The organism is Pseudomonas sp. NY15437 (genome assembly GCF_048068435.1).
Lineage (GTDB): Bacteria > Pseudomonadota > Gammaproteobacteria > Pseudomonadales > Pseudomonadaceae > Pseudomonas > Pseudomonas nitroreducens_B.
The window spans coordinates 50,195-68,758 of record NZ_JBLUQC010000002.1 but is presented as its reverse complement, the minus strand read 5'-3'; the positions used below and the strand labels follow the sequence as shown (position 1 = coordinate 68,758).

Sequence of the window (18,564 nt, the reverse complement as noted above, 5' to 3'; positions counted from 1 at the left end):
TCCGGCGGCCCTTTTCCATTGCGCGACGTCACTTCCAGTTGAGGACGTCCCAGCCCATCTTCTGCGCGTGTTCCAGCAGCACCGGGTCGGCGTTCACCACGTGCGGCTTGCCTACCAGCTTGAGCAGCGGCAGGTCGTTGCGCGAGTCGGAGTAGAAGTGCGCCTCGGCCAGTTGGCTGTCGTCGCCTTCGAGCAGGTCGAGCAGGCGCAGCACCTTGCCTTCGCGGTAGGTGAGCACGCCGACGGTGCGACCGGTGTAGTGGCCGTTCACCACCTCCAGGTCGATGGCCAGTACCTCGTCGATGCCGATGCGTTCGGCGATCGGTTGCACCAGGTGCACGCCGGAGGCGGAAATCACCAGCGGGCGGTCGCCGGCCTCGCGATGGCGGGCGAGGGTGGCGCAGGCGTCGGTGTGGATCAGCGGTTCGATCACGTCCTCGACGAAGGTGCCCACTTCGCGCTCGATTTCCTCCACGCTGCGCCCGGCCATCGGCTCCAGGGTGAAGGCCATGTAATCCTCCATGGGCAGCTTGCCCTGCGCGTACAGCGCCATCAGTTCGGCGTCGCGCTTGAGGAACGACTCCGCGTCCACCCAGCCCAGATCGGCCATGCGCTGGCTCCACAGGCTCGCGCAATCGCCGTCGATCAGGGTGTCGTCGAGGTCGAATATCACCAGGGCCATCAGGCCACCTCCCGAATGCTTTCACTATCGATTTGCAGGCCGAGCTGGGTGCCGGCCGGGTAGAGGCGCTCGGCGCTGCGGTTGAGGACGTCCACGGTCAGCTCGACGCCATTGGCGTCGACCCGGTAGCGGATCACGTTGCCCAGCAGGCTGTGGGAGAGTACCCGAACCGGGATGCCTTCGCCTGGCTCCACGCTCAGGCGCAGGGATTCGGGGCGGATCGCCACCTGCTGGCGGAACGGCCGGTCCAGCAGCCTGGTGGCCTGGGCGGCATCGAGCAGGTTGTAGTTGCCGATGAAGCCGGCGGCGAAGGCGTTCTCCGGCGCGGTGTAGAGGGTTTCGGCGTCGCCGCTCTGGACGATGCGCCCGGCGTTCATCAGCACGATGCGGTCGGACAGCGTCAACGCTTCTTCCTGGTCATGGGTGACGAACACCGTGGTCAGTTTCAATTCCTGCTGGATGCGGCGGATCTGCTCGCGCAGGTGCTTGCGGATGCGCGCGTCCAGCGCCGACAGCGGCTCGTCGAGCAGCAGCAGGCGCGGGCGGGTGACCAGCGAACGGGCCAGGGCGACGCGCTGGCACTGGCCGCCGGAAAGCTGGTGCGGGTAGCGCGAGGCTAACGGGCCGAGCTCGACCATCTCCAGGGCCTCGCGCACGCGCTGGGTCGACTCCGCCGCCGGCACCTTCTGCATGCGCAGGCCGAAGGCGACGTTCTGCTCCACGGTCATGTTGGGGAACAGCGCGTAGCTCTGGAACACCATGGCGATGCCGCGCTTCTGCGGGCTCTTGGGCACGATGTCCTCGCCATCGAGCAGGATGCGCCCGCTGTCCACCGCGGTGAGGCCGGCGATGCAGCGCAGCAGGGTGGACTTGCCGCAGCCGCTGGGGCCGAGCAGGGTGACGAACTCGCCGCGCTCGGCGGCGAAATCGATGTCCTGGAACACCGTGGTGGTGCCGTAGCTCTTGTTCAGTGTCTCGACGCTGAGGAAGCTCATGCCTTGTCCTTGCTTAAACGGTTCGCCGCCCAGGTGAGCAGCAGGACGAAGAGGAAATAGGAAACCACCACCGCGCTGGTGTAGTGGCCGCTGCTGTTGCGCATGTTGTTGAGGAACACCTGCAGCGTTTCGTAGCGGGTGCCCACCAGCAGGTTGGCGAAGACGAACTCGCCAATGAGGAAGCTGAAGGACAGGAACAGCGCCACCATCAGGCCCTTGCGCAGGTTCGGCAGCACTACCAGCAGGGCGGCCTGCCAGGTGCTGGCGCCGAGCAGGTGTGCGGCGTCCATCAGGTCGTGCAGGTTGATCGCCTGCAGGTTGTTGCTGATCGCCCGGTACATGAACGGCAGGGCGATGGTGAAGTAGCAGCCGATCAGGATCCACGGCGTGCCCACGATGGGCACCGGGCCCGAGGCGTAGAGCTGCAGCAGGCCCACCGACGACACCACCGGCGGCACCGCGAAGGGCAGCAGGATCAGCACGTTCATCAGCGCGTCCAGGCGCGGGAAGTAGTAGTGGATGACGAACATCAGCGGCAGCACCAGCACCACGCTGAGAATCAGCGCGCCGAAGCACACCAGCAGCGACTGGCCGAAGGCGACGAGGAAGCGCGGGTCGCTCCACAGGGTCAGGAACCACTTCAAGGTCAGGCCGTCCGGCAATACGCTGGCGCTCCACGAGGTGGCCAGCGAGTAGAGCAGGGTGGCCGCCAGCGGCACCAGCAGGATGAGGAACAGCGCGTAGACCACCACGCGGTGGTACAGCGAACGTGGGTCTGCCATCAGTCATTTCCTCTGTTGCGACGGAGCCAGTTATTGCGCAGGGCGAGACGCGAGGAGGGTGGTTTGGTCATTCCAAATGAGCGATGAGCAACGCTGCACTGCGCAATAACTGGCCCGTCCCTTCGGGTTGCGCCAGAAAGCGGCCCATGCCGCGTTGCAGCCTTTGCCAAGGGAATGCCATTGGCGGCAGGCTGCGCCTTGCCTGGGCCACTTTCTGGCGGCAACGCAATCAGAGGAAATGACTGATGGCAGACCCTATTTCGCGACATGGTAGCTCCGGCGCAGCAGCCACTGGTGGGCCAGGGTAATGATGCTCATCAGGCCGACCAGCACCATCGCCAGCGCACTGGCCATGTTCGGGTCGAGGAACACGTCGCCCGAGACCAGCCCGGCGATGCGGATCGGCACCACGTTGAAGTTGCCGGTGGTCAGCGAGTAGACCGTGGCGTAGGCGCCCAGCGCGTTGGCCAGCAGGATGACGAAGGTGCCCAGCAGGGCCGGCGTCAGCACCGGGATGCCGATGTGCCGCCAGAACGCCCAGTGGCTGGCGCCCAGGAGAGCGGCGGATTCGCGCCAGTCCTCGCGCAGGGCGTCGAAGGCCGGGTAGAGCAGCATCACCCCCAGGGGAATCTGGAAGTAGGTGTAGAGGATGATCAGGCCGGTCTTCGAGTAGAGGTTGAAGTCCTCGATGATCCCCGCCTGTTTCAGCAGCAGCGTGATCGCGCCGTTGAAGCCCAGGATGATGATGAAGGCGAAGGCCAGCGGCACCCCGGCGAAGTTGCTGGTCATGTTGGCGAAGGCCATCACGAAGTCGCGCAGCTTGCTGTCCACCTGGCGCAGCGAGTAGCTGCCGAGGATGGCGACGAACAGCCCGATCAGGCTCGACCACACCGAGATTTCCAGGCTGTAGCGGATCGCCTGCCGGTAGAACGGCGAGCCGAAGATCTCGCCGAAGTTGGCCAGGCCCCAGCCGTCGCCCGTGCGCACGCTGTTGATCATCACCCACAGCAGCGGTGCGAGCTGGAAGGCGAAGAAGAACAGCGCGAAGGGCAGCAGGCAGAGCAGGGCGAAGAGTTTTCCGGTGTTCGATCTCATGCCTTGAGCAACTCCCGGCAGACCGGTTTGTCGTGGGCGGCGCCGAGGATCTCGCATAGCGTGCCGCAGAGTTCGACCTGGCGTGGGCGCGCCTGGTCATCGAGGCTGAACGCCTCGCCGAAGACGAACAGCGGCACTTCGCGCTCCTCGGGAAGGATGCCGCCGTGGCTGCGGTCGTCGTTCATGCCGTGGTCGGCGGTGACCATCACCTGATAGCCGGCAGCCAGCCACTGATGCAGGTACTCGGAAAGGATGATGTCCACGTGCCGCGCGCTGTTGCGGTACTGCGGCGTACCCAGGCCGTGCTTGTGGCCGGCGTCGTCGATGTTCATCGGGTGCACCAGCAGGCAGTTGGGCGCATGCCGGCGGCGCAGCGACTCGGCGTCGGTGAACAGGTGCGAGTCGGGGTAATGGTCGGTCCAGTAGAAGTGGCCGTGCTGGATCGGCAGGGATTGGTCGTCGGTATGCCGGTCGCGCGCCGGGTCGAAGGGCGTGCGGTTGTACAGCTCGCTGACCCAGTGGTAGGCCGCGGCGGCAGTGGTCAGGCCGGCGTCGCGGGCGTAGTGGAACAGACTGCGCTGGTTGGACAGGCGCGACACATCGTTGTGCAGGATGCCGCTGTCGATGGGGCGCACACCGGTGAGGATGCATTCATACAGCGGGCGCGACAGCGAGGGCAGCTCGCATTCGAGCCGGTACAGCTGGCCGCGGCCGGCGTTGCACAGGGCCTGCAGGTGGCCCATGCAATCGTGGGCGACGCTGTAGTTGAGGCCGTCGAGGACAACCAGGATGACGTCGTGGCGCATGGGGCGGGGCCTTCGTCGAAACGCGGCCGCCCCGGCGCGAGCCGGGGCGGCTGGGCGTCATTGCATGTTGATGATGACGTTTTCCTGCCACAGGCGCGGCAGACGCTTGGAGGTTTCTTCCCAGGCCTTGGCGTCCTTGATCGGCTGGGCCTTGGCGTACTGCTCGTTGGGCAGCAGCTTGGCCTTCACGTCCGCCGGCAGGGTCAGGTGCTCGGCGCGGATCGGCCGGGCGTTGCCCTTGGCCAGGTTGATCTGCCCGGCGTCGCTGAAGATGTACTCGCGCGCCAGCTTCGCGGCGTTCGGGTTCTTCGCGTACTTGTTGATGATGGTGGTGTAGCCGGAGATCACCGAACCGTCGGAGGGGATCAGCACTTCGAAGCGCGACGGGTCGATCTGGTCGCGGTAGCTCAGGCCGTTGAAGTCCCAGACGATGCCGACTTCCACTTCACCCTTCTCCAGGGTGTTGATCACCGGGTTGGTCAGCGACAAGCGGCCCTGCTTGGCGAGCTGGGCGAAGAACTCCAGGCCCGGCTTGATGTTCTTCTCGTCGCCGCCGTTGGCGATGCTGGCGGCCAGCACGCCGTTGACCGCCTGCGCCGCGGCGCTGACGTCACCGATGGTGACCTTGTACTTGCCCTTGAGCAGGTCGGCCCAACTGTGCGGCACGTCCTTCACCAGCTGTTTGTTGACGATGAAGGCGATGGTGCCGGTGTAGGCCAGCGCCCAGTGGCCGTCCTTGTCCTTGGCCCAATCCGGCACCTGGTCCCAGGTGCTGGGCTTGTAGGGCTGGCTGACGTCCATCTGGATGGCGATGGGGCCGAAGGCGGCGCCGACGTCGCCGATGTCGGCGCTGGCGTTTTCCTTCTCCGCCTTGAACTTGGCCAGTTCCTGGGCCGAGCTCATGTCGGTGTCCATGTGCTTCAGGCCGTACTTGCTTTCCAGGTCCTTCCAGGTGTCTTTCCAGTTCGCCCAGCTATCGGGCATGCCCACGCTGTTGACCTGGCCCTCCTTGCGGGCGGCGGCTTCCAGCGATTGCAGATCGGCGTTGGCCGCCATGGCGAGGCCACTGCCCAGGGCAATGGCCGATCCCAGCAGTGAAGCAAGCAAGCGTTTCATTCGGTGCTCCTTCGGTTTTGGTGTTTTCAAACGTGGTCTAGATCAGCAAGACGCAGGCCAATCTAAGCAAGGCGGATGACAGTTTGATGTAAGCCGCTGGCGCGCTGAGCCGGCCGCGCGCTGCCAGCGAGTCGTCGGGGAAAAGCGTAGACCATCGCCAATGCCGCGATTCGCCTGGGCTACGCTGGTGTCGTTAACTGGCATGGCGGCTGCTTGAAAAGGCATTGTCACAGGACGGTCATCGGGCTTTCCTAGGATGAACGTGCCCCGGCTGGGGAAGGAAATGCCCTGTTCTGGGGCTGGACTAGTCCAAAAGAGGGAAACGAATGCGCGATACGGCGCTACCCACGGTGACGGCGATCTGCCGCGCCCTGATCGAACAGATCGACAGCGGCCTGCTCAGCGCCGGCGGCAAGCTGCCGGCCGAACGCAAGCTCAGCGAGCTGTTCGACACCACGCGGATCACCCTGCGCGAGGCGCTGGGGCAGCTGGAGGCGCAGGGGCTGATCTATCGCGAGGAACGCCGCGGCTGGTTCGTCTCGCCGCCGCGCCTGTTGTACAACCCGCTGGTGCGCAGCCACTTCCACGCCATGGTGGAAGGGCAGGGCCGGCTGCCGGCAACCGAAGTCCTCTCGGCCCGCCAGGTGCCCGCCAGCGCGGCGATCTGCGAACTGCTGGAGTTGCCGGCGCTGTCCAGCGTCTACCAGATCCGCCGCGTGCGCCGGGTGGATGGACGGTTGGTGCTCTATGTCGAGCACTACCTGAACCCGGCGTACTTCCCGGGCATTCTCGACAGTGACCTGACCTGTTCGCTGACCGAGCTGTACGCCAGCCGCTACGACATCCGTTACGGCCGCGTACGCTTCGACATGGTGCCCACCGCCCTGCACGGCGAGGCGGCCAGCGTGCTGCGCGTCGCCGAGGGCAGCCCAGCGCTGCGCATCACCCGCATCAACGGCGACCAGCACGGGCGCATCATCGACTGCGACCTGGAGTTCTGGCGGCACGATGCCATTCACGTAAGCGTGGAAGTGCCGGATTGACCCCCGGGTACGTTGACGGATTGAGCGTGTAGGAGCGAGCTTGCTCGCGAACCAGTCCCCTCTCCCTTCAGGGAGAGGGTGTATCAGGTCAACTCCGACGCTTCACGATTCGCGAGCAAGCTCGCTCCTACGAAAGGCAACTGCCGTCAGCGATCCGGGTTCCACTCCAGATAAGCCGGAATCCCGTCCTGCGCCAGCCACGGCCGATCATGGGACACCCAGATATGCCGCGCCGGGCGCGCGCCCGGGTCGTCGTCCAGGCTGGCCACGCGGACGATGACGTGGGGCTGGCCGGCGCGCTCGGCGATCAGTTGCGTCCCGCAGCGCGGGCAGAACTTGCGCAGCTTGCCGGGCGAGGATTCGTACGCCGCCACCTTGTCCTCGCCGCGCGTCCAGCGGAAGTGTTCGCGCATCACCCCGGCGGTGCTGGCGAAGGCTGCCGAGTGGGCCTTCTGGCAGGTGCGGCAGTGGCAATGGCCGATGGGCATGTCCAGGCCGTCGATCTCATAGCCGATATCGCCGCACAGGCAGCTTCCGGTGAATGGCATGGCTGGCTCTCCTCGTGGACTCTCCAGAAACAAAACGCCCGGCGGGTGCCGGGCGTTCGGGTCAGGGCAGGTCGGCGCTGTCGTAGAAGGCGCTGAGGACCTTGGCCAGGTAGTGCAGGTCCTGGCTGCCGGCCAGTTCGCGGATGGAGTGCATGGCGAAGGTCGGCAAGCCGATGTCCACGGTGCGCACGCCGATCTGGCTGGCGGTAATCGGGCCGATGGTGGAGCCGCAACCCATGTCGCTGCGGGTCACGAAACTCTGCACCGGCACTTCGTTCTCCAGGCACAGGTGGCGGAAGAACCCGGCGGTCTCGCTGTTGGTGGCGTAGCGCTGGTTGCTGTTGATCTTGATCACCGGGCCGCCGTTGAGCTTCGGGCCGTGGTTGCCGTCGTGCTTGTCGGCGTAGTTGGGGTGCACGCCATGGGCGTTGTCGGCGGACACCAGCAGCGAGCGCTGCACGGCGCGGGTAAAGGCGTCGCCCTCGGGCAGCAGGCGGCGCAGCACCTGCTCCAGGAACGGGCCGTCGGCGCCGCAGGCGGAGCAGGAACCCACTTCTTCGTGGTCGGTGCAGACCAGCACACCGCTCTGCTCGTCATTGCTGCCCAGCAGCGCTTGCAGGCCGGCGAAGCAGGACAGCAGGTTGTCCAGGCGGGCGCCGGCGATGAAGGCCTGGTCGAGGCCGATCACGGCGGCGCGCTGGGTGTCGTAGAAGCTCAGCTCGTAGTCGAGGATGGCGTCGGCGGTGATGCCGTGTTCCAGCTGCAGCTGTTCGCCGAGCAGGTCGCGGAAGTCGCGGGTCTCGCCGGCGGCGACCTGGGCGAGGATCGGCGGCAGTTCGGTCTGCGCGTTGATCGACCAGCCCATGTTCGCTTCGCGGTTGAGGTGGATCGCCAAGTTGGGGATCACCGCGATGGGCGTCCTGAAGTCGATCAGCTTGCTCTCGACCTTGCCGGCCAGGCGGAAGGTGACGCGGCCGGCCAGGGACAGGTCGCGGTCGAACCAGGGCGCGAACAGCGCACCGCCATAGACCTCGACACCCAGCTGCCAGTAGCCGTTGCGCACGAGCTCGGGGTTCGGCTTGACGCGCAGGCAGGGGCTGTCGGTGTGCGCGCCCACCAGGCGCAGGCCGTTCTCCAGCAGCGGCGCGGTGCCGAGCTTGAAGGCGATCAGCGAGGAGTCGTTGCGGGTGACGTAGTAGCGGCCGCCGGCCTCGGTGCGCCAGGCGTCGCGCTCGTCCAGGCGCTGGTAGCCGGCCTCTTCGAGGCGCCGGGCGAGGGCCTGGGTGGCGTGGAACGGGGTGGGGGAGGCCGCGAGGAAATCGATCAGGCCCTGGTTGAGTTCTGTACGCATGGGTAACTCCGGACAGCGAATGGCCGGAAGTTTAACGTAAATGCACGATTCTGCGGCCTGGGGCTCTTCGTAGGAGCGAGCTTGCTCGCGAACGTGACTGACGCCGGAGCTCGGGTGGGTTCGCGAGCAAGCTCGCTCCTACAGGGCTCCCCGGAGAGTGAGGCGCCTGTAGGAGCGGACTTCGTCCGCGATCGGTTTCTGGCAGCTTCGAGCTGGCCGGCTATACATCGCGGACAGAGTCCGCTCCTACAGGGATACTCCAGCGCTCGGGCGTGCCCTCACCCTAACCCTCTCCCGGAGGGAGAGGGGACTGGATCGGTGCCGGCTGAAACTGCGGCGTCAGTCGGCTCGGATGGCTCCCTTTCCCTGACCCTCTCCCTTCAGGGAGAGGGGACTGTTCGGTGCAGGATGAAACCTCAGCATCAGCCGGCACGCACAGCTCCCTCTCCCTCCGGGAGAGGGCTGGGGTGAGGGGGATGCGTCGGCACAAACTTGCCAGAAGGAAGACAGACGTTCCTGCAACAGCCGATGCCGTCAGAACGGTGCGGGCGATTCGAAGCGCAGGCGCTCGCCGGTCTGCGGGTGGGTCAGGGCCAGCATGCTGGCGTGCAGGCACAGGCGGTCGCGCAGGGTGAGGGCTTCGCCTTCGGCGTACAGGCGGTCGCCCAGCAGCGGGTGACCGATGCTCAGCATGTGCACGCGCAACTGGTGGGAGCGGCCGGTGATCGGCGTGAGTTCGACGCGGCTCCAGTTGCCGTGGCGCTCCATGACGCGCCAGAAGGTCAGCGCATGGCGGCCCTGCTCGAAGTCCACCACGTGGCGCGGCTTGGTCGGCGGGTCATAGCGCAGCGGCGCCTCGATGCGGCCGCTGTCCAGCGCAGGCTCGCCCCAGCACAGCGCGGTGTAGGCCTTCTCGGTCTCGCGGTCGTGGAACTGGCGGGACAGCTCGCGGTGGCTGTCGGCATCGCGGGCCAGCACGATCAGGCCGGAGGTTTCCCAGTCCAGGCGGTGGACGATGCGCGCTTCCGGATAGCCGTTTTCCTGCAGGCGGGTGATCAGGCAGTCCTTGTTGTCGTCCGCGCGGCCGGGCACCGAGAGCAGCAAGGTGGGCTTGTTCACCACCAAGAGGGCGGCGTCCTCGTGGACGAATTCGATCTGGGAAAGCGGCATGGAAGCTCGTAGGCGAATAAAAAGGACAGAAATGACTGCGGCGGCCGAGGCCGCCGCAGGTTCACCCAAGCCGGATCAACGCTCCGGCAGGGTGATGTTGAGTTCCAGGATCGAACAGCTGCCCTGGTTGGCCAGCTCGACCTGGACTTGTTCCTGGTCGATGGGCACGTATTTGCGGATCACTTCCAGCAGGTCTTTCTGCAGCTGCGGGAGGTAGTCCGGTTGCGAACGGTTGCCGCGCTCATGGGCGACGATGATCTGGAGTCTTTCTTTCGCGATAGAGGCGCTGGATTGCGACTTCCGGCTGCGGAAGAAATCTAAAAGGCTCATTCACGTCCTCCGAACAGTCGTTGCAGGAATCCTTTCTTCTGCACGTCGAGGAAGCGGTGGGGCATGTCTTTGCCCAGCAGCCGCTCGACGGCGTCGCTGTACGCCTGGCCGGCATCGCTTTCTTCGTCGAGGATGACCGGTACGCCCTGGTTGGATGCCTTGAGCACCGCCTGGGATTCCGGGATCACGCCGAGCAGACGGATGGCCAGGATTTCCTCGACGTCCTCGACGCCGAGCATTTCGCCCTTGGTGACGCGCTCGGGGTTGTAGCGGGTCAGCAGCAGGTGCTCCTTGATCGCTTCCTCGCCTTTCTCGGCGCGGGCGGATTTGCTCGCCAGCAGGCCGAGCATGCGGTCGGAGTCGCGAACCGAGGAGACTTCCGGGTTGGTCACGACAATCGCCTCGTCGGCGTAGTACATGGCCAGGTGGGCACCTTTCTCGATGCCGGCCGGGGAGTCGCAGATCACGTAGTCGAAGGACTGCTTGAGTTCTTCGATGACCTTGCCGACGCCTTCCTGGGTGAGGGCGTCCTTGTCGCGGGTCTGGCTGGCGGCCAGCACGAACAGGTTTTCGAGGCGCTTGTCCTTGATCAGGGCCTGGGTCAGGGTCGCTTCGCCGTTGATGACGTTGACGAAGTCGTACACCACGCGGCGTTCGCAGCCCATGATCAGGTCGAGGTTACGCAGGCCCACGTCGAAGTCGACGATGACGGTCTTGTGGCCGCGCAGGGCCAGGCCGGTGCCGATGGCTGCGCTGGTGGTGGTTTTACCGACGCCACCCTTACCGGAAGTGACTACGAGGATCTTGGCCAAGGTGATTCACCCCAAAGAAAAAACGAAGAATTCTGGTCCCTGAAAGTCGCGGCAGTATCCGTTAAAGGCGGGTGATGTTCAACACGTCACCCGACAGGCTGACGTGCACCGCCTGCCCCCATTGCGGACTGCGTCGAAGGTCTTCGGCGACCTTGTAATTACCAGCGATGGACACCAGTTCGGCGGCCAGTTGCTGGCAGAAAATACGTGCGCTGGTATCGCCCTTGACGCCTGCCAGGGCGCGGCCGCGCATCGGACCGTACACATGGATATTGCCGTCGGCGAGAAGTTCCGCACCCGGGCTGACAGGGGCGAGCACGATCAGGTCGCCGCCGGCGGCGTAGATCTGCACGCCGCCACGCACCGGGCTGGTCACCAGCTTGGTCGGTCGGACCACCGGTGCCGGCGGCTCGGCCGGCTTTTCCGCCACGGCCTCCGGCGCGGTTTCCGCCGCGTCGGCAGACTTTTCCTCGACCGATGCAGCCGGTTTCTCGGCTTTGGCTTCCTGGGCGTTGTCGGAGGGCCTGGCGGCGGGCGCCTGGGCCTGTGCGCCCGCGTCGGTGGCCTGCTCGACCACCTTTTCCGCGAGCTTCTCGCCCCGCGGGCGACGAACCGGCGCGGCGCCGGTCACCTGCGGCACGGCATCCCTGGCCTCGACCACGCGCTCGCGGGAGGAGCCGGACGGCGGCAGCACCGGGATATCGAACATGGTCGCCAGGCGGATGTCTTCCTCGCGGCTGGCGCGAATGGCCAGGGTGCGCAGGCCGTGACGGCGGCAGATGTCCAGCACGCCCTGCAGGTCGAGCTGGCCTTCGCCGTCGGGGAGCTTGTCCAGCGCCAGCACCAGCGGTGTGTCGCGGAAGAAGTTTGGCGCCTGGGCGACCTTGTCGGCGAGCTGGCGATCCAGGCGCGGCAGGTCATTGTGGGCCAGTTCCAGGACGGTGACGGCCAGCATGCTGCCCTTGAGCTGGAATACGGGATCGTGGTCGAGAAGGTCAGCTTGGCTCATGGTCGGACTGCGTCGTCAAAATGGGTGGACTTATAGCGGACCGCCCCGGCAGCCGCAAGCGTGGCCGAGTGCTAGGCAACGCTTGCGGCGCAGGACGTGTCGGCAAGGTAGAATGTCGGGCTTTGATCGTCACCGGAAAGTTCCATGGACCGCCCCACCTTTCGCCGAGAATTCCTCCATCCCCGCCACTGGCCGCTCTGGCTCGGCCTTGGCGTGCTCTGGCTGGTGGTGCAGCTGCCGTACCCGGCGTTGCTGGGCCTGGGCCGCGCGCTGGGAGCGGTGATGTACCGCGTAGTCGGCAGCCGCCGGGCGATTGCCGCGCGCAACCTGGAGCTGTGCTTCCCGGAGCTGTCTGCCGGCGAGCGCAAGCGCCTGCTCAAGGAAAACTTCGCCTCCACCGGTATCGCCTTCTTCGAGATGGCCATGAGCTGGTGGTGGCCCAGGGCGCGGCTGGCCAGGCTCGCCCACATCGAGGGCCTGGAGCATTTGAAGAAGGCCGAGGCCGAGGGCAAGGGCGTGATTCTCATGGCCGCGCACTTCACCACGCTGGAAATCGGCGCGGCGCTGCTGGGCCAGGTGCAGACCATCGACGGCATGTACCGCGAGCACGACAACCCGCTGTTCGATTTCGTCCAGCGCACCGGCCGCGAGCGGCACAATGCCGACGCCACCGCCATCGAGCGCGAAGATGTGCGCGCGATGCTCAAGGTGCTGCGCGCCGGCCGCGCCATCTGGTACGCGCCGGACCAGGACTACGGCGCCAAGCAGAGCCTGTTCGTACCGCTGTTCGGCATCCAGGCCGCCACCGTCACCGCCACCACCAAGTTCGCCCGCCTGGGCCGCGCGCTGGTGCTGCCGTTCACCCAGTCGCGCCTGGCCGATGGCTCGGGCTATCGCCTGACCATCCATCCGCCGCTGGAAGACTTCCCCGGCGAGAGCGAGGAGGCCGACTGCATTCGCATCAACCAGTGGGTGGAAAGCGAGATTCGCCGCCAGCCCGAGCAATACCTCTGGGCGCACCGGCGCTTCAAGAGCCGCCCCGAGGGCGAGCCGAAGCTCTACGCCAAGAAGAAGTGACGCTCCGGCGGGCTACGCTGGAAACGACGCGACAAGGATCTGTGCCGTGACCGACTCCGCCATTGCCCCTGCCACTCCCCACGAATCGCCGGCCGTCACCGGCCTGATCCTCTCCGGTGGCGGCGCGCGGGCGGCCTACCAGGTCGGCGTACTGGCCGCCATTGCCGAGCTGTTGCCGGAGGGCGCGGAGAATCCCTTCCCGGTGATCGTCGGCACCTCCGCCGGCGCCATCAACGCCGTCGGTCTGGCCTGCGGGGCGCTGTCCTTCACCGCCGCGGTGGAGCGTCTGACCAAGGTCTGGAAGGGCTTTCGCACCGGCCAGGTGTACCGCGCCGACTGGCCCGGCGTGTTCAGCCAGGCCTTCAGGTTTCTTGGCCACAGCCTGCTGGGGCTGGGCAAGCGCGAGCCGGTGGCGCTGCTCGACAGCACGCCGCTGCGCTACCTCCTCGAGCGGGAACTGGACCTCTCCGGCATCGCCGCGGCCGTGCGCCGGCGCAATCTGCGCGCGGTGGCGGTCACCGCGTTCGGCTACGAATCCGGACAGGCGGTGACCTTCTACCAGGGCCGCGCGACCATCGATCCCTGGCTGCGTCATCGGCGCATCGGCGTGCCGACGCGGCTGCAGATCGAGCACCTGCTGGCCAGTTCGGCGATCCCGTTGCTGTTCCGCCCGGTGAAGATTCTCCGCGAGTATTTCGGCGACGGGGCGGTGCGCCAGCAGGCGCCGATCAGCCCGGCGCTGCACCTGGGGGCCAACCGCGTGCTGGTGATCGGCGTCAGCGGCAACCCCACGGTGGGCAGCGCCAACGAGCAGGTGGCCAACTACCGTACGGGGCAGCCGCCGAGCCTGGCGCAGGTGGGCATCCACCTGCTCAACAGCACCTTCATCGACAGCCTCGAGGGTGATATCGAACTCTTGCACCGCATCAATTTCCTCAGCTCGCTGGTGCCCGAAGAGGCGCGCCGCGCGACGCTGGGACTGGCGCCGGTGGAGGTCCTGCTGATTTCGCCGAGCCGGCCGCTGGACGAGATCGCCGCGCAGTATCGCCACGAGCTGCCGCGCGCGCTGCGCCTGTTCCTGCGCGGGCCGGGCGCGACCAAGGCGAGCGGGGCAGGGGTGCTCAGCTACCTGTTGTTCGAACCGGGGTACTGCAATGCGCTGATCGAGCTGGGCTACCGCGATGCCATGGAAAAGCGCGCGGAGATCGCGCGCTTCCTGGGGATGGAGGATTGGTCGCTGTAAACCGCAGAGGTCTGTAACAGCGGACCTTGTCCGCTGATCGCGGGCATGGCCCGCTCCTACAGGGGGCCGGCGAGGCTTCAGACGGCGAATACACCGTCGCGGTAATCGCGCAGGGCCTGTTCGATTTCCTCGCGGCTGTTCATCACGAACGGGCCGTACTGCACGATCGGTTCGTTCAGCGGCTTGCCGGCCAGCAGCAGGACGCGCGCGCCCTGGTCGCTGGACAGGCGGATCTCATCGCCCTGGCCCAGGCGCACCAGGCGGTTGGTGGCCACGGTGTCGTCGCCACGCTCGCCCGGCACCTGCAGCGAGCCTTCGTAGACGTACAGCATGACCCGATGGCCCGCCGGAATGCGCGGCGCCACGGCGGCGCCTGCCGGCAGCACCAGGTCGTAGTAGTGCGGCTCGGTGCCCGGGCGCTGCACGGCGCCATCGATGGCGGTCTCGCCGTCGTCGAAGCGCCCGGCGATCACGGTCACGCCGACGCCCTGCGCGGTGGTCACCCGCGGCACGTCTTCGGGCTCGATGTCGCGGTAGCCGGCCGGGGCCAGCTTGTCCTTGGCCGGGAGGTTCAGCCACAGCTGGAAACCGCGCATGGCGCCTTCCACCTGCTCGGGCATCTCGCTGTGGATGATGCCGTGGGCTGCGGTCATCCACTGCACGCCGCCGGGTTTGAGCAGGCCGGTGTTGCCCAGGTGGTCCTCGTGGCGCATGCGCCCCTCGAGCATGTAGGTCACCGTCTCGAAGCCGCGGTGCGGGTGCGCCGGGAAGCCGGCGATGTAGTCGTCGGGGTTCTGCGTGTCGAACTGGTCGAGCATCAGGAACGGGTCGAAGCGTTCGATGCCCGGGCCGCCGATCACGCGGGTCAGGCGCACACCGGCGCCGTCGGAGGCCGGGTGGCCGATGTGCTGGTCGATCACGGTACGTAAGCGGGTCATGGGGACCTCCTTGATCTGTGAATGGAGATCATCCTAGTCCCATTGGATGGATAAATGGTTGCGAGTTTTTCAGTTTAACTATCGATGGATTCGATTGTTGGTCGCAATGAAAACCGCCGCCCGAGGGCGGCGGTTTCGTGTCACTCCTGGATCTGCAGGCGCCGGGCTTCGGTGTAGAAGTAGCGCAGCTTCTCGTACTCGAAGGGCGTGTTCATCTGGCCGTAGCGGAAGCCGTTGCTGTAGCGCTTGTCGATGATCTCCAGCACCGGCAGTTCCCAGTACTCGCGGCTCAGCTCGGAGTAGTTGAGGTAATTGACCTCGCGGGCGGCGATGAAGTCGGTGACCAGGCCGCCGGTGTCGCGCAGGTTGGAGGGGCCGAGGATCGGCAGCATCACGTACGGGCCTTCGGGCACGCCCCAGTAGCCCAGGGTCTGGCCGAAGTCCTCGCTGAGCTTGGGCAGGCCCATGGCGGTGGCCGGGTCCCACAGGCCGCCGATGCCGATGATGGTGTTGAACAGCAGCCGCGCGGTGCTGTTGGCCGCGCGCGCGGGCTTGAGCTGGGCGACGCTGTTGAGCAGCGTCGGCACTTCGCCCAGGTTGCTGAAGAAGTTGCTCACGCCGGTACGCACGAAGCGCGGGGTGACGTATTCGTAGCCGTGCACCACGGGCAGGAATACCCACTCGTCGAAGCGGTAGTTGAAGTGGTAGATGCGGCGGTTCCACGACTCCCAGGGGTCGTAGACGTTGAGCGCGTCGAAGGTGGCGCGCTCGAACTCGCGCTGGTCGAGGCCGGGGTTGAACTTCAGGGCGTCCAGCGGGTGCTTGAAGCCGTCGTCGTCCGGCGCCATGTCGAAGGCGGTGGTGGTCGGCGTGCTGACCGGCTGCGGCGTCTCGGCCTGGGCGAAGCCGCAGGCCAGCAGCAGGGCGAGGGTCCAGGAGTGGCGTGATGGCATGGCGTCAGTTCCCTGTCTGCGCGGTGGCGATGCCTGCGGAAGCGGCATTCTGTCCCTTGAAGAAATCCAGCATGTCCTGGGCGTTCACGCGGTAGTTGAGGTTGCCGCAATGGCCGCCGCGCGGGTAGAGCGTCAGGCGATCGCCGAAGGTGCGGCGCAGGAAGCCGATGTCGCCGGGGCCGAGAATGACGTCGTCGGCGTTGTGCATGACGGCGATCTTCGGGCTCTGTTTCAGGTAATCCTGGACGCCGTACAGGCTGACCTGGTCGACCAGTTGCGGCAGGCTGCCGCCGTCGTACTTGGCGCGCCACAGCGGCATCAGCTGGTCGGTCATGTAGCACTCGAAGTCGCACTGCATGGCGCGCTTGAAGAAGGGCGTCAGGCTGGTGCCTTCGGTGATCGGGTACTTGGGCGGGGTGATCAGCCCGCGGCGGTTGATCAGGTCGGAGGTGAAGGCGATGTCGGCGGAGGAGAAGCGGAACACCGCGCCGATCAGCATGGCCATCTCTTCGTTGGAGAGGTGCTGCTTGGACTGCTGCAGGTCGAACAGGAAGGCGTCGTTCAGGTCGACGTAGCCCTTCTGCTTGAAGTAGCGGGTCAGCTTGGCCAGCACCACCTGGTAGAAGGTGTTGGTGTCGTTGATGCCCTTGACCTGGGTCTGCACCAGCTTGTCGAGGTTGCTCACCGAGGTGTACAGGTTCACCGGCGGGTTGAGCAGCAGCACGCGCTTGAAGTTGAAGCTGTGGCGAGACTCGTCGAGCTTGCTGACGAACGCCGCATGCAGCGCGCCCAGGCTGTAGCCGGTCAGGTAGTAGTCGCTGACCGGCAGGTCCGGATGCTGCGCGCGCACGGCCTGCATCACCCGGTACAGGTCGTCGGCGTCGTCGGGGGTATAGCCGGGGGTGGCGACGCGGGAGGCGCCGACCATGAAGTCCCAGCTGGTCGGCGAGGACAGCTGCACCACGTGGTAGCCGGCGCCGTAGAACAGGCGCTTGAGGTACTCCGGCGTGCTGCTGGCGTAGTTCGCCCCGGTGCCGGCGATGATGAACACCAGCGGCGCCTCGTGGTCCTGGCGGGCCAGGCGGTAATGCAGCTTCTTCACCGGCCAGAAGTTGCTCGGCAGCTCGTACTCGCGCTCCGGACGCAGCTTCAGGGCGTAGTCGGACTGGCGGATGTCATCGTCTTCCGGCAGCTGCGGGCGCAGCTCCGGCGGGGTGGTGGCGATGGTCGCCTCGAACGGGTTGAGCAGCGGGAAGCCATAGTTGGCCTGATCCACATCGCGGGCAAAAGCCGGCCCGGCGAGTCCCAGTGCGAGGCCGCCGATCAGGGCGGCCACGCGGCGAAGAAGTGTCATGGTTCGGAGTCCTTTCAAAGGAGGGCCAACTCTAGGCTGGCCGCCGAGTAAGACCAGCATATTTCCTACAAGTGCGACTCGCTTGTCAGCCTTTGCGCGCGAGGTCTTTCAGCGCGTCGCCGGTTAGACGATAGACGGTCCATTCGTCCTGCGGGCGGGCGCCCAGGCTGCGATAAAAGCCGATGGCCGGCTCGTTCCAGTCCAGCACCGACCATTCCAGGCGCCCGCAGCCACGCTCCACCGCCAGCCGCGCCAGTTCCGTCAGCAGCGCCTTGCCCAGGCCGGCGCCACGGGCGGCGGGGCGCACGTAGAGGTCTTCGAGGTAGATGCCGGGCTGGCTGAGCCAGGTGGAGTAGTTGTGGAAGAACAGCGCGAAACCCTGCGGCGTGCCGTCCACCTCGCCGATCAGCACCTCGGCATAGGGGCGCGGGCCGAACAGATGATCCCGCATGCGCTGGGCGTCGGCCTTCACTTCGTGGACCAGTTTTTCGTAGTCGGCCAGTTCGCGGATCAGTTCGAGGATCAGCGGGATGTCGTCGGGAGTGGCGGGGCGCAGGGTGACGCGAGGCATGGGCAATTCCTTGGAAAGCGAAACCCGCCGAGCATGCCCAAAGCCCCGCGCCGCTGGCAACAGGGCTTTTCAATAGTGCTCCAGGCGCTCCAGCCAGACCAGTTCGCAGGCGCCGGCGCCGGTGTCCTCGCGGGTCAGCGAACTGACCCAGCGCCAGCCGTCGTCGCCCTCGACGCGCACCAGCTTGCCCGCCAGGCGAACGTGCTCGCCGGCACGGACCTGGGCCAGGGCGCGCGCCACGGCGTCGTCGGCCGGGATCATGTGCATGTTGGCGGCGTGGGTTTCCAGCTCGCGGCGCGGTATCGGCAGCGTGTCGGCATGCCAGTAGAACCAGCGGTTGCCCTGGGTGATGCGGATATCGGCGAGCACCTTCGGGTCATCCATCGGGCCCCAGCCCAGGGCGAGGTCGGTGGGCGACAGCTCGGCCTCGCGGCCCAGGTGGTAATCCTCGCGGCCCAATACGCGCGCCTCGATGCTGAAGTCCTGCAACGGGTAGATGGCATAGCGCTCGATACGCCACCCGCCGTCGGCCAAGGCCTGGCTGCGCGGCTGCGGCGCCGCGGGCCGCTCGGTCGGCCACAGCCACCAGAAGCTGGTCGCCAGGCAGACCAGCAGGAACAGGGACGATCGCTTCATCGAAGGCTCCGTGGATGGACGAAGTCTAGGCGCGAATCGGCGCCCCTTGCATC

At 66.4% G+C, this 18,564-nt stretch carries 20 protein-coding genes; 3 read left to right on the top strand and 17 right to left on the bottom strand.

Translation table 11 applies throughout. The features are described 5' to 3' along the window. Positions 1–28: 28 nt before the first annotated feature. The 6 genes from ACNFIA_RS04325 to ACNFIA_RS04300 all read right to left on the bottom strand — a co-directional run bounded on the left by ACNFIA_RS04325 (position 29) and on the right by ACNFIA_RS04300 (position 5,476). Positions 29–682, bottom strand: a complete 654-nt coding sequence (locus ACNFIA_RS04325; RefSeq protein ID WP_416783105.1) for an HAD family hydrolase — start codon at positions 680–682, stop codon at positions 29–31. Beyond that, on the bottom strand, positions 682–1,677 hold the full coding sequence (locus tag ACNFIA_RS04320) for an ABC transporter ATP-binding protein (protein WP_416783104.1): 996 nt from the start codon (positions 1,675–1,677) through the stop codon (positions 682–684). Before ACNFIA_RS04320 ends, ACNFIA_RS04325 begins: the two co-directional genes overlap by 1 nt. Further along, positions 1,674–2,459 carry an ABC transporter permease gene (locus ACNFIA_RS04315; protein WP_259753575.1) on the bottom strand — a complete coding sequence of 262 codons (786 nt, stop codon included), beginning with the start codon at positions 2,457–2,459 and terminating at the stop codon, positions 1,674–1,676. Before ACNFIA_RS04315 ends, ACNFIA_RS04320 begins: the two co-directional genes overlap by 4 nt. 255 nt (positions 2,460–2,714) lie before the next feature. After that, positions 2,715–3,554 carry an ABC transporter permease gene (locus ACNFIA_RS04310; protein ID WP_416783102.1) on the bottom strand — a complete coding sequence of 280 codons (840 nt, stop codon included), beginning with the start codon at positions 3,552–3,554 and terminating at the stop codon, positions 2,715–2,717. Continuing rightward, positions 3,551–4,360 carry an alkaline phosphatase family protein gene (locus ACNFIA_RS04305; RefSeq protein WP_416783100.1) on the bottom strand — a complete coding sequence of 270 codons (810 nt, stop codon included), beginning with the start codon at positions 4,358–4,360 and terminating at the stop codon, positions 3,551–3,553. Before ACNFIA_RS04305 ends, ACNFIA_RS04310 begins: the two co-directional genes overlap by 4 nt. A 57-nt stretch (positions 4,361–4,417) precedes the next feature. Beyond that, the gene (locus tag ACNFIA_RS04300; RefSeq protein WP_416783098.1) at positions 4,418–5,476 is read right to left on the bottom strand and encodes an ABC transporter substrate-binding protein; all 1,059 of its coding nucleotides are present in this window, start codon (positions 5,474–5,476) and stop codon (positions 4,418–4,420) included. 326 nt (positions 5,477–5,802) lie between these two features. On the opposite strand from ACNFIA_RS04300, the gene ACNFIA_RS04295 reads away from it, so the two are divergent. Beyond that, positions 5,803–6,519: a UTRA domain-containing protein gene (locus tag ACNFIA_RS04295; protein WP_259753583.1), complete on the top strand. Its 717-nt coding sequence runs from the start codon at positions 5,803–5,805 to the stop codon at positions 6,517–6,519. Positions 6,520–6,665: 146 nt separating this feature from the next. Here the strand turns inward: ACNFIA_RS04295 and ACNFIA_RS04290 are convergent, their stop codons facing one another. From ACNFIA_RS04290 to minC, 6 genes are all read right to left on the bottom strand, one after another. Continuing rightward, positions 6,666–7,067, bottom strand: a complete 402-nt coding sequence (locus ACNFIA_RS04290; RefSeq protein WP_416783097.1) for a GFA family protein — start codon at positions 7,065–7,067, stop codon at positions 6,666–6,668. A gap of 61 nt (positions 7,068–7,128) precedes the next feature. Continuing rightward, complete coding sequence (locus ACNFIA_RS04285; RefSeq protein ID WP_416783095.1) at positions 7,129–8,418, bottom strand: M18 family aminopeptidase; 1,290 nt, start codon at positions 8,416–8,418, stop codon at positions 7,129–7,131. Positions 8,419–8,952: 534 nt separating this feature from the next. Beyond that, a complete protein-coding gene (locus tag ACNFIA_RS04280) occupies positions 8,953–9,588 on the bottom strand; it encodes an RluA family pseudouridine synthase (protein WP_416783094.1) in 636 nt (211 codons plus the stop codon). A 75-nt stretch (positions 9,589–9,663) separates the two neighbouring features. Then, positions 9,664–9,918, bottom strand: coding sequence for a cell division topological specificity factor MinE (gene minE, locus ACNFIA_RS04275; protein WP_017522035.1), 255 nt, complete (start codon positions 9,916–9,918; stop codon positions 9,664–9,666). Next, positions 9,915–10,730, bottom strand: a complete 816-nt coding sequence (gene minD / locus ACNFIA_RS04270; protein WP_259753594.1) for a septum site-determining protein MinD — start codon at positions 10,728–10,730, stop codon at positions 9,915–9,917. Before minD ends, minE begins: the two co-directional genes overlap by 4 nt. Before the next feature lie 61 nt (positions 10,731–10,791). Continuing rightward, positions 10,792–11,739, bottom strand: coding sequence for a septum site-determining protein MinC (gene minC / locus ACNFIA_RS04265; RefSeq protein ID WP_416783092.1), 948 nt, complete (start codon positions 11,737–11,739; stop codon positions 10,792–10,794). A 144-nt stretch (positions 11,740–11,883) separates the two neighbouring features. Between minC and ACNFIA_RS04260 the strand changes: the two genes are divergently transcribed. Together ACNFIA_RS04260 and ACNFIA_RS04255 are read left to right on the top strand one after the other, a co-directional pair. Beyond that, on the top strand, positions 11,884–12,816 hold the full coding sequence (locus tag ACNFIA_RS04260) for a lipid A biosynthesis lauroyl acyltransferase (protein WP_416783091.1): 933 nt from the start codon (positions 11,884–11,886) through the stop codon (positions 12,814–12,816). Between the two features lie 61 nt (positions 12,817–12,877). After that, positions 12,878–14,059: a patatin-like phospholipase family protein gene (locus ACNFIA_RS04255; protein WP_416783719.1), complete on the top strand. Its 1,182-nt coding sequence runs from the start codon at positions 12,878–12,880 to the stop codon at positions 14,057–14,059. Positions 14,060–14,136: 77 nt separating this feature from the next. Here ACNFIA_RS04255 and ACNFIA_RS04250 read toward each other — a convergent pair whose 3' ends face one another. The 5 genes from ACNFIA_RS04250 to ACNFIA_RS04230 form a co-directional block, all read right to left on the bottom strand. After that, positions 14,137–14,997: a pirin family protein gene (locus ACNFIA_RS04250; RefSeq protein ID WP_259753600.1), complete on the bottom strand. Its 861-nt coding sequence runs from the start codon at positions 14,995–14,997 to the stop codon at positions 14,137–14,139. Positions 14,998–15,137: 140 nt separating this feature from the next. Then, positions 15,138–15,950, bottom strand: a complete 813-nt coding sequence (locus tag ACNFIA_RS04245; RefSeq protein ID WP_416783089.1) for a VacJ family lipoprotein — start codon at positions 15,948–15,950, stop codon at positions 15,138–15,140. 4 nt (positions 15,951–15,954) lie between these two features. Beyond that, the gene (locus ACNFIA_RS04240) at positions 15,955–17,304 is read right to left on the bottom strand and encodes a serine/threonine protein kinase (RefSeq protein ID WP_416783087.1); all 1,350 of its coding nucleotides are present in this window, start codon (positions 17,302–17,304) and stop codon (positions 15,955–15,957) included. Positions 17,305–17,389: 85 nt separating this feature from the next. Next, positions 17,390–17,875: a GNAT family N-acetyltransferase gene (locus ACNFIA_RS04235; RefSeq protein ID WP_259753606.1), complete on the bottom strand. Its 486-nt coding sequence runs from the start codon at positions 17,873–17,875 to the stop codon at positions 17,390–17,392. A 69-nt stretch (positions 17,876–17,944) separates the two neighbouring features. Continuing rightward, positions 17,945–18,511, bottom strand: coding sequence for a hypothetical protein (locus tag ACNFIA_RS04230; protein ID WP_416783085.1), 567 nt, complete (start codon positions 18,509–18,511; stop codon positions 17,945–17,947). Positions 18,512–18,564: the final 53 nt, after the last annotated feature.

What these genes read in the sequence shown, in the direction of transcription:
- ACNFIA_RS04325 (WP_416783105.1), bottom strand. Translation starts at nt 682, where the DNA reads ATGGCCCTGGTGATATTCGACCTCGACGACACCCTGATCGACGGCGAT.
- ACNFIA_RS04320 (WP_416783104.1), bottom strand. Translation starts at nt 1,677, where the DNA reads ATGAGCTTCCTCAGCGTCGAGACACTGAACAAGAGCTACGGCACCACC.
- ACNFIA_RS04315 (WP_259753575.1), bottom strand. Translation starts at nt 2,459, where the DNA reads ATGGCAGACCCACGTTCGCTGTACCACCGCGTGGTGGTCTACGCGCTG.
- ACNFIA_RS04310 (WP_416783102.1), bottom strand. Translation starts at nt 3,554, where the DNA reads ATGAGATCGAACACCGGAAAACTCTTCGCCCTGCTCTGCCTGCTGCCC.
- ACNFIA_RS04305 (WP_416783100.1), bottom strand. Translation starts at nt 4,360, where the DNA reads ATGCGCCACGACGTCATCCTGGTTGTCCTCGACGGCCTCAACTACAGC.
- ACNFIA_RS04300 (WP_416783098.1), bottom strand. Translation starts at nt 5,476, where the DNA reads ATGAAACGCTTGCTTGCTTCACTGCTGGGATCGGCCATTGCCCTGGGC.
- ACNFIA_RS04295 (WP_259753583.1), top strand. Translation starts at nt 5,803, where the DNA reads ATGCGCGATACGGCGCTACCCACGGTGACGGCGATCTGCCGCGCCCTG.
- ACNFIA_RS04290 (WP_416783097.1), bottom strand. Translation starts at nt 7,067, where the DNA reads ATGCCATTCACCGGAAGCTGCCTGTGCGGCGATATCGGCTATGAGATC.
- ACNFIA_RS04285 (WP_416783095.1), bottom strand. Translation starts at nt 8,418, where the DNA reads ATGCGTACAGAACTCAACCAGGGCCTGATCGATTTCCTCGCGGCCTCC.
- ACNFIA_RS04280 (WP_416783094.1), bottom strand. Translation starts at nt 9,588, where the DNA reads ATGCCGCTTTCCCAGATCGAATTCGTCCACGAGGACGCCGCCCTCTTG.
- minE (WP_017522035.1), bottom strand. Translation starts at nt 9,918, where the DNA reads ATGAGCCTTTTAGATTTCTTCCGCAGCCGGAAGTCGCAATCCAGCGCC.
- minC (WP_416783092.1), bottom strand. Translation starts at nt 11,739, where the DNA reads ATGAGCCAAGCTGACCTTCTCGACCACGATCCCGTATTCCAGCTCAAG.
- ACNFIA_RS04260 (WP_416783091.1), top strand. Translation starts at nt 11,884, where the DNA reads ATGGACCGCCCCACCTTTCGCCGAGAATTCCTCCATCCCCGCCACTGG.
- ACNFIA_RS04250 (WP_259753600.1), bottom strand. Translation starts at nt 14,997, where the DNA reads ATGACCCGCTTACGTACCGTGATCGACCAGCACATCGGCCACCCGGCC.
- ACNFIA_RS04245 (WP_416783089.1), bottom strand. Translation starts at nt 15,950, where the DNA reads ATGCCATCACGCCACTCCTGGACCCTCGCCCTGCTGCTGGCCTGCGGC.
- ACNFIA_RS04240 (WP_416783087.1), bottom strand. Translation starts at nt 17,304, where the DNA reads ATGACACTTCTTCGCCGCGTGGCCGCCCTGATCGGCGGCCTCGCACTG.
- ACNFIA_RS04235 (WP_259753606.1), bottom strand. Translation starts at nt 17,875, where the DNA reads ATGCCTCGCGTCACCCTGCGCCCCGCCACTCCCGACGACATCCCGCTG.
- ACNFIA_RS04230 (WP_416783085.1), bottom strand. Translation starts at nt 18,511, where the DNA reads ATGAAGCGATCGTCCCTGTTCCTGCTGGTCTGCCTGGCGACCAGCTTC.